Origin of the sequence: Paenibacillus ihbetae (assembly GCF_002741055.1) — a bacterium.
Taxonomy (GTDB): domain Bacteria; phylum Bacillota; class Bacilli; order Paenibacillales; family Paenibacillaceae; genus Paenibacillus_AQ; species Paenibacillus_AQ ihbetae.
This window is the reverse complement of the sequence record NZ_CP016809.1, coordinates 6,085,130-6,098,109: the sequence shown is the minus strand read 5'-3', so window position 1 is coordinate 6,098,109 and position 12,980 is coordinate 6,085,130. Positions and strand designations below refer to the sequence as shown.

The 12,980-nt window shown below is 51.1% G+C and carries 13 protein-coding genes; 1 reads left to right on the top strand and 12 read right to left on the bottom strand.

Annotation, left to right across the window (positions count from 1 at the left end):
* Position 1: 1 nt before the first annotated feature.
* From BBD41_RS27365 to BBD41_RS27350, 4 genes are all read right to left on the bottom strand, one after another.
* Positions 2-952 (bottom strand): AraC family transcriptional regulator, encoded by a 951-nt coding sequence (locus BBD41_RS27365; protein ID WP_077566698.1) that lies wholly within the window; start codon positions 950-952, stop codon positions 2-4.
* A 27-nt stretch (positions 953-979) separates the two neighbouring features.
* Complete coding sequence (locus BBD41_RS27360) at positions 980-1,981, bottom strand: Gfo/Idh/MocA family protein (RefSeq protein ID WP_077566699.1); 1,002 nt, start codon at positions 1,979-1,981, stop codon at positions 980-982.
* A gap of 158 nt (positions 1,982-2,139) precedes the next feature.
* Positions 2,140-2,667, bottom strand: coding sequence for a YfiT family bacillithiol transferase (locus tag BBD41_RS27355; protein WP_077569005.1), 528 nt, complete (start codon positions 2,665-2,667; stop codon positions 2,140-2,142).
* 409 nt (positions 2,668-3,076) lie between these two features.
* The gene (locus BBD41_RS27350; protein WP_099479815.1) at positions 3,077-4,057 is read right to left on the bottom strand and encodes an aldo/keto reductase; all 981 of its coding nucleotides are present in this window, start codon (positions 4,055-4,057) and stop codon (positions 3,077-3,079) included.
* A gap of 113 nt (positions 4,058-4,170) precedes the next feature.
* Here BBD41_RS27350 and pdxR point away from each other — a divergent pair, with 113 nt between their 5' ends.
* The gene (gene pdxR / locus BBD41_RS27345; protein WP_099479813.1) at positions 4,171-5,592 is read left to right on the top strand and encodes a MocR-like pyridoxine biosynthesis transcription factor PdxR; all 1,422 of its coding nucleotides are present in this window, start codon (positions 4,171-4,173) and stop codon (positions 5,590-5,592) included.
* A gap of 213 nt (positions 5,593-5,805) precedes the next feature.
* Here the strand turns inward: pdxR and BBD41_RS27340 are convergent, their stop codons facing one another.
* The 8 genes from BBD41_RS27340 to BBD41_RS27295 form a co-directional block, all read right to left on the bottom strand.
* Positions 5,806-6,171: a glyoxalase superfamily protein gene (locus tag BBD41_RS27340; RefSeq protein WP_099479811.1), complete on the bottom strand. Its 366-nt coding sequence runs from the start codon at positions 6,169-6,171 to the stop codon at positions 5,806-5,808.
* Positions 6,172-6,451: 280 nt separating this feature from the next.
* Positions 6,452-7,108 carry a DedA family protein gene (locus tag BBD41_RS27330; protein WP_099479806.1) on the bottom strand — a complete coding sequence of 219 codons (657 nt, stop codon included), beginning with the start codon at positions 7,106-7,108 and terminating at the stop codon, positions 6,452-6,454.
* A 19-nt stretch (positions 7,109-7,127) separates the two neighbouring features.
* Positions 7,128-8,369 carry an MGDG synthase family glycosyltransferase gene (locus BBD41_RS27325; RefSeq protein ID WP_099479804.1) on the bottom strand — a complete coding sequence of 414 codons (1,242 nt, stop codon included), beginning with the start codon at positions 8,367-8,369 and terminating at the stop codon, positions 7,128-7,130.
* A 22-nt stretch (positions 8,370-8,391) separates the two neighbouring features.
* Positions 8,392-8,928 (bottom strand): phosphatase PAP2 family protein, encoded by a 537-nt coding sequence (locus tag BBD41_RS27320; protein WP_099479802.1) that lies wholly within the window; start codon positions 8,926-8,928, stop codon positions 8,392-8,394.
* A gap of 1 nt (position 8,929) precedes the next feature.
* Positions 8,930-9,556, bottom strand: a complete 627-nt coding sequence (locus BBD41_RS27315; protein WP_099479800.1) for a YqaA family protein — start codon at positions 9,554-9,556, stop codon at positions 8,930-8,932.
* 307 nt (positions 9,557-9,863) lie between these two features.
* The gene (locus BBD41_RS27310; RefSeq protein ID WP_099479799.1) at positions 9,864-10,514 is read right to left on the bottom strand and encodes an HAD family hydrolase; all 651 of its coding nucleotides are present in this window, start codon (positions 10,512-10,514) and stop codon (positions 9,864-9,866) included.
* Between the two features lie 503 nt (positions 10,515-11,017).
* On the bottom strand, positions 11,018-11,764 hold the full coding sequence (locus BBD41_RS27300; protein ID WP_099479797.1) for a GNAT family N-acetyltransferase: 747 nt from the start codon (positions 11,762-11,764) through the stop codon (positions 11,018-11,020).
* 157 nt (positions 11,765-11,921) lie between these two features.
* Positions 11,922-12,809 carry a sugar phosphate isomerase/epimerase family protein gene (locus BBD41_RS27295; protein WP_099479795.1) on the bottom strand — a complete coding sequence of 296 codons (888 nt, stop codon included), beginning with the start codon at positions 12,807-12,809 and terminating at the stop codon, positions 11,922-11,924.
* Between the last annotated feature and the right edge of the window lie 171 nt (positions 12,810-12,980).

Sequence of the window (12,980 nt, the reverse complement as noted above, 5' to 3'; positions counted from 1 at the left end):
CCTACGATTTCACTTTCATCGTTCTGTAAGTTGAAGGCGTGAAGCCATAACGTTTGCGGAAGACCGTATGCAGATAGCTTCCGCTGGAGAATCCTTCATGCAGCGCAATCTTGTCGATCGACCAATCCGTGTCGAGCAGCCGCCGGCACACGGATTCAAGCCTTACATCCTCAAGGATTTCGCTGAAGGAACGCCCATCCGCCTGATCCTTGAATATCCGCTGCAGCTGCCTTGAACTGATGTGCAGCTTCTCCGCAACATCATCCAGCACGACCTCGCCCGCCGAATTGGCATAGATATATTCCATCGCCAGCTGATAGCGGTACGCCTTCATGTCTCTTGACGGCAGCTCCGCCTCCGTCGGTTTCGACGCATAGGCCCTTACCGTCCGGATCAGAATCTGAATAATGCAGTGCTTGATGGTCGTATAAAGCCCCGGGTATTTCTCCTGGGAGGCTTGATAGGCCTCCAGAAAATACGGCATGGCCCGATGGATATCCATCGTCGGCTTTAACGGCAGCTCCTTCAGTTTCTCCATGCAGTCTTCCGCTTCGGCGATCTCCCAAGGATCCGCAGCCGGCAGCGACCGATTCTCCTTTTGCAATTCCTGCTCATCCACTTGTGTAATGTCCACGTGAAGACAGAGCTCATCCATCGGCTCCGCCGGATCCGCTTCCTGATAATGCAGCACGTTTGGCCCTGTAAGATAGAACATGCCTTCACGGAGTGAATAGGGCGTTTCTTCCATGATCACGGTTCCTTTACCGCGCGGAATGAAATGGAATTCAAATTCGGCGTGCTTGTGGAAGGATACGATCTTTCCCGGCGGGAACGTCGTCAGATGAAAACGCAGAACCCGGATTTCATACCGGCCCCAGTAAATTTTCAAATCCAGCCGCTCCAAGGCATCCTGTCGTTCCTTCATGCTTTCATATGGAAAATGGGTGCTCATTGCAGGAAATTCACCTTACCCTTGCGCTTATGCCTGCAGTTCATCCAATCGGACGGCACGGCGTTCCTTCGCAGAGCGGTTGGAAGCCTCCATCAGCCTGGTCAGTTCCACAGCGTATTCGATGTTCTCGTCGGCATTCGTGCCTTCGTTAATATGTGTCACCCACTGTTCAAATGCACTTTCGCGGTTCGCCGGTACAGGAAGCTCTACCCAGCTTTCGCTGTACTCCTTCTTCTTCGAGGAACGAATAAGCAATTTGCTGTCCGGAGTGCCGTACAAAATCGTGCCATCCGTACCGTGAATTTCAATGGCGAACGGCGAGTAATTGTTCACGAACCCGGCCTCTACGATGCCTACGGCACCCGATTCGGTCGACAGTGTGGCCACCGCATTATCCTCGACCTCTTTGCCGGTAATGTAACCGTAATTCGCCTGCACATCGACCGGCGCTTCGCCAAGGAACAGCCGCGTCAAATACATCGGATGGCATCCCAGATCAATCAGCGCGCCGCCATGACATTCCGACAGACTGAAGAAGTGCTCCGGCAGCCAGCCTGCGGTCGCGCCGTTATGCGACAAACGCACCCGAACCAGCGTCACCTTGCCGAGCAAGCCCTCCTCCAGAATGTTCCGGATCGCAAGCGTATACCCATCATTCAATCTTGGCAGCGATACGGTCAGCTTCACGCCATGCTGCTTCACAGCCTCTAGAATTTCATTCACCTCGTGAAGCGTAGACGCAATCACCTTTTCCGTAAAAATATGCTTGCCGGCCTTTGCCGCCTTCACCATCACGTCACGGTGCATCGATGTCGGCGCATCCACAATAACGCCATCGATATCTTCGCGTGCCAGCATTTCATCCAATGAATCATAGAACGGTACGCCCTGCTGGTCTGCCGCTTTGCGGCCGCGCTCCGGATTTTCGTCCCATACCGCAGCAATTTCCGTGCCCGGATGCTCCTGGGCTTGTTTCGTATAGTCCCACGCGTGAACATGCCAATAACTGATTTTCCCGATTCTGATCATGATCGTCACCCCAGTATTAAATATTAAGACATCATGCACTAAATCTATCACAGGAATATCCGGATTTACAGTGTAATATTACGACAAGCAAGTTAGATATCACGACATGAACGAATGAAAAAAAGCTCCGTCTCAGACGGAGCCATCCGGTAATTTCCTTATATGGCTAATCGTTCGCGCAGGGATGTAATGTGAGCCGTATGATGCTTCCCGTGCCACGCATACATACCGGTTGCATAATCCAAGCTCATGGTTTTTTGGGATTCGGGATGGTAGAAGGTTCGAGCGAAATCGGTCGGATCCATGGCGTTTAATACAGCCGCCCACCGGGCATGCAAACTTTCGATTAGAGATAGGGATACTTTAACATTAACGATGGTCGAGTCCTGCATCATCGCCCACTTCTGCTCGTCGTAAGGCTTAATCGTCGGATTGTCCTCCGTCAGCGCCAGCTTAAACCGGATGTAACTATTCATATGGCTATCCGCGAGATGGTGCACCACCTGCCTGATGGACCAGCCCCCTTCGCGATATGGAAGGTCGAGCTGATCATCGCTTAAACCATGTACGGCGGCCGAGAGCAACGAAGGCAGCTTCTCGATATCGCGTATCCAATCCTTCCGTTTCTCTGCAGCAGCGGTTCCTTCCCAAGCAAATGTGCCGATTGGATATCTCAAGTCCATGATCTTCTCACTCCTGTTCAACATCTAAGTATGGATGCTATGATTTCTCGTCGAGCCGAGGGCGCCCAATTGTGCTGCTCGATCATTCGTACAAAGATTGCTGCGTCTCACACGTATAGGCCGGATTGGTACGATATTTCGTACAAACCGGATTGAAGCCTACCATAATTACATATTCGTTCATGAAGTATCAATCTCCTCCTCTTCAAAAAAATGGAGTAATTCGAAATTAAAAAACGCTGCGTTTGAATTCTATACGAAAATTCCTGCATTCTATCCCCGCTCTAGTACAAATTACCGCCATATCCGTTTCCTCAAATCCGGCGATGTGAACTTTTTATGTATCTCGTCTGATTTTCATGCGTAAAGCCCCTGGTTCCGGGAACCAGAGGCTCTTCTTAACTTTCCTGAATTACATGGAGCGTAGAATATCGTCGATTTCCTTCATTTGCGATTCAGACAGCGGCCCTTTTCCAATCGCGCCTGCCAAATCCACCACCTGGCTTACCGTCTTGAATCCCGGAATCGGTATGGCCGCCGGGCTGCGCGCCAAGATCCAGGCAAGCGCACCTTGGACCAAAGTACGGCCGCCGCTCGTTAAGATTTCCCTTACGGCCTCCAGCTTGGATAGGAACGATGGAACCGCCTTGCCTTCATGGAAATAAGTCACCCAAGCATGACCGCTTCCCCTTACATCGGAGATCGGAAGCTTGGAGTCAGCCGTAAACTTTCCGCTTAACAGCCCCATGGCCAGCGGCGAGTTGTTGATGCTCGCAAGCCCGTAGCGTTCACATACCGAGATCATCTCCGGGTCGTCCCTCAGTACGTTCAATGGATGCTGGATCGCTGCGGCCAAGGATCGTTGAGCGAATTCCTCGGCACGCGCGGCATCCCAGGTACTCCAACCGTAGCTGCGGATCATGCCCTCTTTCTGCAGCCCATTCAACGTATCGATGACTGATTCCATTTCCTCTGCGCTCAAAGAGCCGACGTGGATCTGGTAAAGATCAATATAATCGGTCCCGAGCCGTCTCAGCGACCTTTGGCACGCCTCCCGAACGTATCCGGGGGAAACGTCATGCAAACCATACACTTCCTTGGTCGCCTCGTTATTCGTGAAACCGAATTTCGTGGCGAGGACGACCTCCTGACGCCTTCCCTTCACGGCACGTCCCAGCACTTCCTCACTATGTCCCGTGCCGTAAGCGTCTGCTGTATCAAAGAAGGTTACCCCTCTCTCCATCGCCGCGTGAATAGCCTTTATCGATTCTTGATCATCGACCTGCCCCCATCCATCCGGAAGACCATCCAGCGTAAAATGTCCCCCGATCGCCCAGCAGCCTAAACCGAGCGGGCTCACGGGAATGCCCGATCTCCCTAAAGTGTGATTCATGCACATTTTCCTCCCTTTTCGGATTGGTATGGCTTCATTATAATAAGGAAAATGGTTGATCATTAGGTCCAATTCCATAGTATTTTGAGGAACCAATAAGGAGTTGAAGAACAATGTACGGCATCTATATCGACCGAAGCTCCTCCCTTCCCGTTACGCGGCAGCTGTGTAATCAGCTTCGTGAAAGGATCGAATCCGGCCAGCTCGCCGCCGGAACGAAACTGCTCCCGACCCGGGTGCTGGCCAAGGATTGGGGCATTGCCCGAAATGTCGTCATCGAGGTGTATGAGCAGCTGACCGCCGAAGGCTATTTGGACTGCCGTGTCGGATCAGGGACCTATGTCGCCGATGGAATTATCCCGAGTGCGGCTGCAACGGTGCATCCCGTCCCGGCGAAGATGAACCCCTCCATAATATCGCCGGAGCCTCTTGATCGGACACTCATCGATTTTGCAACCGGCATCCCCGATCTAAATCGGTTTCCCGGTAAGATCTGGGCCAAATATTTAAAAGAGGCTGCGGAATCAAGTCCTCATGAATATAATTACGGCGATGTGAAAGGAAGCCTGTCCCTACGCCTAGCCCTGCGTGACTACTTATTCCGTTCCAAAGGCATCAGTTGCTCTGCGGATCAGTTGATTATCGTGTCCGGCGCCTCCGAAGGATTCCTTCTTTTGGCGAAGGCCTTATCCGCCCAGTTTGATTCCATTTACCTTGAGGACCCAACCATCGATATTGCAAGAGACATATTTCGCATGATGAATTATTCCCTCGTCCCGGTTCAAGTGGATTCCAACGGCATGCAGGTTGATGCGATACGAACGTTCCTGCCTGGACATTTACTGCTGCTGACACCGTCACATCAATTCCCTTCCGGCAGTCTGATGCCGATTCAGCGGAGGCATCAAGCCATTCGCATGGCGGAGGAGGCGGATGCCTATGTGATCGAGGACGACTATGACAGCGAATTTCGTCTCAAAGGCATTCCGGTTCCGCCCTTGCAGATACTCTCACCTTCCCGGGTGATCTACGTCGGCACCTTCAGTAAGACCTTGTCACCGAGCCTTCGCATCGGATTTCTGATCGCGCCCCCGAAATTATTGGATGCCATCACCTTGGCAAAGGACAGGCTCAATCTGCATACCCCTGCCGTGATTCAGACAGCGCTGGCTGCTTTCATCCGGGACGGACAGCTGGAACGACACATCCATACCATGAAAAAACTCTACAAAAAGCGGCGAAACCTGCTGACAGAGCGGCTCGTACAAGCATTCGGAGACCAGATCTCCATCACAGGGGATGAAGCCGGCATGCATCTCCAGGTCCTGTTTCATACGCAAAAGCATGCCGATTTGCCATGGAACGACACGAGCGCTTACGGATTCCGGGTAGAACGTTCGGAAGACTACAGGATTGGGGATGGAAGCAGCGAGAGCGGCATTGTCCTGGGATACGGCAACCTGACTTCGGACCAGATTACGGAAGGAGTAAGCCGAATGCACAGATTTGTCTCAGCTTTTGGGGAGTCTATGTAAATTTATAATTCCCGTATCTATCATTTGAACGCAATACAAGAATCTCCCCGCTCAAAAAAACGGTTCGCTTGCTTATTAAGCAAACGAGCCGTTTCTCCATCCATTTTCCGGACATCCATCATACACTCTTTTATTCGAGCTGCTGAGCCGCTTCTATCCGTTTAAAGTTTCTCAGCGTTCGCAGCGCGTCCGTTTGCTCGTGTGACAGCAGCTTCATGACGGCTCCAACTCCTCATAAAACGTGATTCTATTGCCGAAGGGATCGGTTACGCACACCTCTTTGCTATTCCAAGGTGCCGTCTCAACGGCAGGTCGGGCATAAGGATAGTTCTTCGAATGGAGCTCTGCATGATATTGCTCGATCTCCGTCATTTTAATGCGAACAGCAGACCCGGGCGTACAGTCCCCATGATGCTCGGTCAAGTGAATGGAAACCTCCCCCTTGGTTACCTGCATGTACAGCGGAGCCCCCTCTTCAAATCGATGCTCCCAATCAACCTGAAAGCCAAGATAATGAACATAAAATTCCCTCGCCTTGTCCACATCAAATATTCGAAATATTGGAATAGTGCCCAGCATGGGATGGCCCCTCCTAATTCTTATTCGTTATGGTTTCGTTCAACTTGAAATTGGGAGACCCTGTAATCCTGTTCCGATATCATTTCAATTTTCATAACGGCCCCCTTAAATTTCCGTTCATCTTATACATGGAAAAAACCCAGCTCAAGAAGATCCTTCTTTCAGCTGGGTTCATTTTTCATGATGTTATCTTCCATTATACAACGGGGAAGGCCACAATGGAATCCTTGGCATGATCATCCGCAACCTCTCGAAGAAAACCGGATGAAGTAAACGTCACCTATTCCCCAATCTTGCGGACCTGCTTCATTTTCTTCCCTTCGGCAAGCTTTTGCGCTCGAGCGCGCTTTACCCGGCTCCATACCAGCAGAATCAACAACGAACAGCCAAGACAGATGAAGATGACCTTCAAATAATGTTCGACCAGGTTCAATATAATCTGCCACTGCTCCCCGAAGATAAATCCGATACTGAAAAAGCCGATGACCCACGACGCAATGCCCAAGTATCCATATAAACAGACGGTCCGGTAAGGAACACGGATCATCCCGATAAAGTACCCGATAAATTGCCTGACGCCGGGAATGAAAAAGCTAATGATCAATAGCTTATTGCCGTATTTATCATAATAGGCCTGCGTCTTCTCTACCAGGGACGGCTTCAGAAACAACCACTTTCCGTATCGCTCGATGAGCGGCATGCCCAGCTTATAGCCCAGCACATACGTAATCGTTAGACCGATGGCGGCGCCGCTGAAGGCAAACAGGAGTGCCGGGGCAAAGCTGATGACTTCCTTATACACCAGGAAGCCGGTATATGTCAGCGTGCTGTTCCCGGGAGGAATCGGAAGCGCAATAAAGTCAAGGGGCAGTCCGATCAGAAGCACCATATATCCATATTGTTCAAATAATCGTTCAACGATTTCGAATAAATTCATCGGTCTGCTCCTTCATCTTTTAGCGGAAGCTGTCCACGTAGTGCCCTTCATAATCTTGCATGTATGCATCCCTGGATAACAATCCATAAGCACGGGAATCGAGCTCATGCAGCCAGTTACGCTGTGCGGAACGGCTTTGCAGCAGGGTCATTAATGCTGATAACACGGAAAGCGCCGAATCTTTATGACTGTATCGCGCAGCACAACGTTTCATCTCTGTCAGAATGGACGGATGTTGCAGCATGCGGATGAGCCGGTCTTTAAGCTCTCCCTCATCCGCCTGCTGGGCTACCCCGATCCCGACCAAATAATCCGCATTATCCTGCTCCTGACCCGGAACCGGCTTGAAGAGCAGCATCGGCAGTTCCATCGTTAATGCTTCGGAGATCGTGAGTCCGCCCGGCTTCGTGATCATAAGGTCGGCAACGGCCATCAATTCGTGCATTCGATTTACATATCCCATCACCCTAACCTGCGGATGATCGGCGAAGTCTTCCTGCAGCGATTGATACAGCTTGTCATTGCGTCCGCATACAACGATAAACCTGACATGCTCGGGGTAAGCCCGTGATTGAAGCAGCTTCACGATCTCGCCGTCGATCATTCCTTCGCCGCCTCCCATCATGAGGACGACTTGGTCAGACGCGCTCAGCCGGTAGCTCTCGCGAACCCGGTCACGATTCACCGGCTGCGTGTACAGCGGATGGACCGGTATGCCCGTGACCGATATTTTCTCGCCGGCTATTCCTTTCCGCTGCAAGGCCTCCTTGACCTTGCCCGATCCCACCATATAGTGATCGGTATGCTCATGAATCCAATAGCTGTGATCCGTATGATCCGTAATCACCGTGACGACAGGTACATCCGTGAGTCCCATCGATTTCAGCAGCGACATGCCTGCAGCCGCAGGCGGGAACGTGCTGATCACCACGGACGGTTTCTGATCTTCTAGCAAACTGCTCAGCTTTTGCAGACTGAATGAGCTCAAACGCTTTAGGAGCTGGATGAGCGTGTTCTCCTCCCTCGTCTTTTGAAACAAATAACCGTACAACGAAGGAAAGTGCTTTACCCACTGAATAAAAAAGTATTGGCCTGCCACATGCAAACGTGGATGCGTCAGCTCCATGTAATCAATGACTTTAACGCTCAGATGCGGGGAGTTTCTCTTGGCTGACTCCACAATGGCCCTGGCTGCCTGGTTATGTCCTTCGCCCAGGCTGCCGGTTAGTATTAATATTTGGTGCTCATTCATGGATTTCATCGATACGACTCCTTATCAGACGTTAAGATATTCCTGCAGCATTCATGAGGTACACGACCAGCCAGCCGGTCCCGAATCCGATTGCGCCGCCGGCCAAGCAATCCGTCGGGTAATGATAGCCCCAATAGATTCTGGATAACCCGACCAGTACGCCTAGAAACAGCAACAAACAGGTGTACATCGGGGACACGAGAAATAATACCGGCGTGATCACCGCAAAGATCGCTGAGGTATGACCCGATGGAAACGAATAGTCCTTAAGCGGGAAGTTCCCAACCTTGACTTGCTCCAAAGCCCGGAACGGCCGGTTTCTCCGCACTCCTTTTTTGATCAATACCACTATAATGTGGCTGATGAGCAGTGCGATCGCGCTTTGGTACGCCGATACATCCCACGCCTCGTGGGCAAACCAGGCGATCAGCAATGCGCTCGCTATCGTCGAAATGGCACCCCCCAGATGTGTAATCCCGCCGAACAACCGGTCAAATATCCGGCTGCTGATCGATTGGTTGCACCATACGAACAATTGATAATCCCACCGTTGAACGCGTTCCAGCATATTAGTTCCCACCTGCCGATACTTGATCTTGATCCGCTGCTTCTGTTCCTGTTGGAGTATGCAGCTGCTCCGCTTGCTTCTTCTTTCGTTTCTTCACCGTATGGATCGTAAACCATATCCCCCCGATGAGTGCACCGGCAAACAGCAGAATGATGGTCAGCACATGATCAACCATATGCTCGGCGGCTCTGCCGTATATATAGAACAATACGCCGACCGTGTAAAATTTGAACGCCCGCCCGATCGCCGCATAGCTGAGGAGCTTCCACAGCGGGTAGTTCATGCAGCCGGATAAAATGGTAAAAATTTTGAAGGGGATGGGCGTGAATGCACCGACCAGAATAGCAGCCTCTCCGTGTTTCTGAAACAAGCCTGTTGCCGAATCATACCATTTCTTCTTGAGCATCTTGCTGAGAACCAGATGTCCGGAAGCTTTGCCGATGCCATAACCGATCGGCGTTCCGAGAATACATCCGATAAACCCGATCGTTGCCAGCCAGATCGCTCGCTCCGGGGTTAGTACGCTTAAAGATAATTGCGAAAACAACGCAGGGATCGGAAAAATAATGGCATCAATCATCGCATGAATAAATAAGCCGATATCGCCTAAGTTACGTAAAAACTCCATTCAATACGTGCTCCTCTGCTTGGTTACTTATATTACTGCCGGGTCATCAATCATCCGGGTAATCCGTGACATTCCGAAAGATCGAGGCAATACATCCTGTTCCCGCCTATCTCCTGCTCAAGTTAATGAAAGGATACCATGAACGAGTGGCGATATCTTCCGTCTCCAGACGATAATCATCCTAGACTTAGGTCTAGCTATTAGTAGCTGCTATTATATTAACGAGGATTCATGTAGATTAGTTGGCTTCATTCCACAATACGTAAAAAATAAAGCCCAGCCCTTACAAGGACCGAGCTGTTACAAGCTAACTCTTCAGCTGGCATATTGCGCCCACTTCCGCGATGGATCGGACGACATAATCGGCGGCAGAAAGATCCTGATTACCGGAATTTGGATTGACATAACCGATACATTGCATGCCGGCCGCTTTGGCGGCAGCAATACCATGCCGTGCGTCTTCGAGCACCATGCAGGAAGCAGGCTCCACGCCAAGCAATTCGGCTGCCTTCAGATATACATCCGGTGCAGGCTTGCCCCTCTCGACCTCCTCCCCGCTTACGATACAGTTAAAGGCGTCCAGCAGACCGAACTTGTCAAGCACCGCTTTGATAAATACAGGTGGCGAAGAGGAGGCGATCCCGACGGGAATGCCGCTGGCCTTCAAATCCGCGAGTAGCTCGCGAATTCCATCAATCGGCTCCATTTCGCGGGCCGTCAGTATTTTGATTTTATTGGATAATTGATAATCGATGATTTCGGATACCGTCCGCTGCAGGTGGTATTCTTCCCGGATCAGCTTCCACATTTCGGGATTGGTCATCCCCACATATTTCTCAAGCTGCTCCTGCGTGATCGAAGCCCCAAAATCCTTCATAACCTGAATGTCCACTTCGAAATGAAGCGGCTCGCTGTCAATAATGACACCATCCATATCAAAAATAAAAGCCTGAATCATACATGTTCCTCCTTAATGGTCTAAACCCGGAATCCGAGAACAGTTCATGGGGATCCCTAAGGTTTTATTCGAATCTTCATCGTTCGCTTTAACGCAGCCCTTGACAAGGTTATTTATAACTCCCGCTCATCGAATTTCATGGGCTGGATCTCGGACTCATGTAGAAAAGCTCCTCCGGCGTTTGCGGAATGCCGCATATCAACTCGAGATCAAGGTCATTCAGCGGCCTGTATGTATACAAATTCGAACACTCCCTTACGGTCGGAAGGCTAAGCGGCCACCTGCACACTCATCCCCCCATCATTGGTACCGATAGCATGGCAGACCAACGCCGACTTGAAATAAAGACCCGTCTTAGACAGCTTATCTAAGACCGGGTCTTCAGGTTAGCTTCTCCCATGATTATACAACCGATCGGCCGATTGAGTAACCCCTGGGTCACGAAGCTTCAACTTACTTCTACACTCTGCTTGCGAAATACCTAGCATCGCGGGTAGAGCACTTCATTCAACATGCTTCGCCCGGTACCAATAAGCGTATAATTCCCGGTAATGCAGCCGGTCATATAGCCGATTAGCCGGAAGATTCGTTTGGACGACTTGAAGATAACTGCTGGTCGCCCCCTTTACTCTTGCCCATTGAAGAATATGTAATAAGATTTGCGTGCCATAGTCCCGCTTTCTATACGCAGGCGCGGTTGCAATATCAAATATCCCCACAACGTTCTCCTCCAGCGCGCCGATTCCGCAAGCCGCCGGCCTGCCTTGATCATATAAGGTAAAGAAGCCGTAAGGGATAGAAGAGCGGCTGAACAGCTGCTGTTTAATCTCCCGGTTTCTTGCCGAGAGCCCCGTAATCCCAGTCAGGTCATCCATCCATTCGCTGCTCAACTGTTCATAGACGGTCACGTCCTGATATGTCGGAGCGGGCGCATGGTCCAGACTATCCAGCACTTTGAGACTCGTGGGGTCAAGAACGGAGTAGCCTTGCTCCTCTAGAATCGAATCGAGCTCAGGCGGATTGAACGGCGTTATTTTAAACACAACGTCGAGACCTTCTCTTGCGTATACGCGTTCGCAATATTGAATCTGCTCATGCAGATCAACTGACGGCTCCGAGTAGAGCGCGCTGACCGAGTTGGAACGCTTCGTGAAACCGGACGCTAACCGGAGCAGCCACCCGTTACGGACGATCGTTTGGAATGCCGGCCAGGCATTTAACGTCATTTCCTCAATCCGCTTATCATCCATTGTTACCACCCCTAACCTAGTCGGATAGGAGTTATAATACACTCATATGGATTTTTATACAATCAATAATGGAATGCTCGTCCATTCCTTCCATGAAAAAAGAACCTGAACAAACGACCTGCCCAGGTTCTTTCTCCGCGAATCAATTTAGTCGCACTCACACCGGATTCGGTACAAAATCTCCACCTCGGCAGCGCTTCAAATAATGAAGTGCGTGAACCTGTCCGGTCATCTCAAGCTCCCCGTTATATACCGGATCGTGCCAGCCTTCGATATCGATCGTGCCCTGATAATTGCCCTGCCGCAAAATCGTAATGATATTGGTCCAGTCGGTGTCGCCGAATCCCGGGGTTCGGTGCCATACATAAGGCTTGGGCCCGTGAATGCCATATTCCCTCACGATATCCCAAGCAATCGTCGCATCCTTGCCGTGGACGTTGAATACTTTATCCACCCATTTCCGCAGCTGCGGAATCGGATCGATCAGAGACACCATCTGATGGCAGGGCTCCCACTGCAGGCCGATATGTTCCGAAGGGATGGCGTTGAACATCATCTCCCACGCCGTCGGGTTATGGGCAATATTCCAATCCCCCGTCTCCCATGTCCCGCCCATGTCGCAGTTCTCGAACGCAATGCGGACGCCCCGATCCGCCGCTCTTTTGGACAGCTCGCCGAACACCTTTGCATATTGCGGAATCGAGGCGTCGATGGGTTCGCCCGTCAATCGTCCGGTAAAACCGGAAACGATATCGGTACCGAACAGATGGGCATGATCGATCAGACGCTCCCAGCTCGCCAAGGTATCGGCATTACCGCCTTCTCCGGTCAGCGGATTGCCGAAGATCCCGAGCGTCGACACGATAAAACCGTGTTCAGCTTGCAGCTCACGAACCCGCTTGGCCGTCTCCACAAGATCGGTAGCGCCTGTCGTCTGCCAGAAGGTAAGGCCGAACGATTCAAAGCCGTGGTGCGCGATCTGAGGGATGACCCGAACAGCGTCCCCGCCGCCAACCAGCGTTCCGATGCGCAATAAATTCGTCATGTTGATTTACCACTCCCATTTGACGTAGTATGCGTTTGCAAGTCCAGTATATCTGGATTTCCCTGCCTTTACTCGTCCTATCTTGTGCTTTGTTAGCTGAATATTGCGGGAGTTTCTTGACTCGACTCGCCAGCATGGTCATCGGATTCCATGGCATAGCGAATGTCCTGT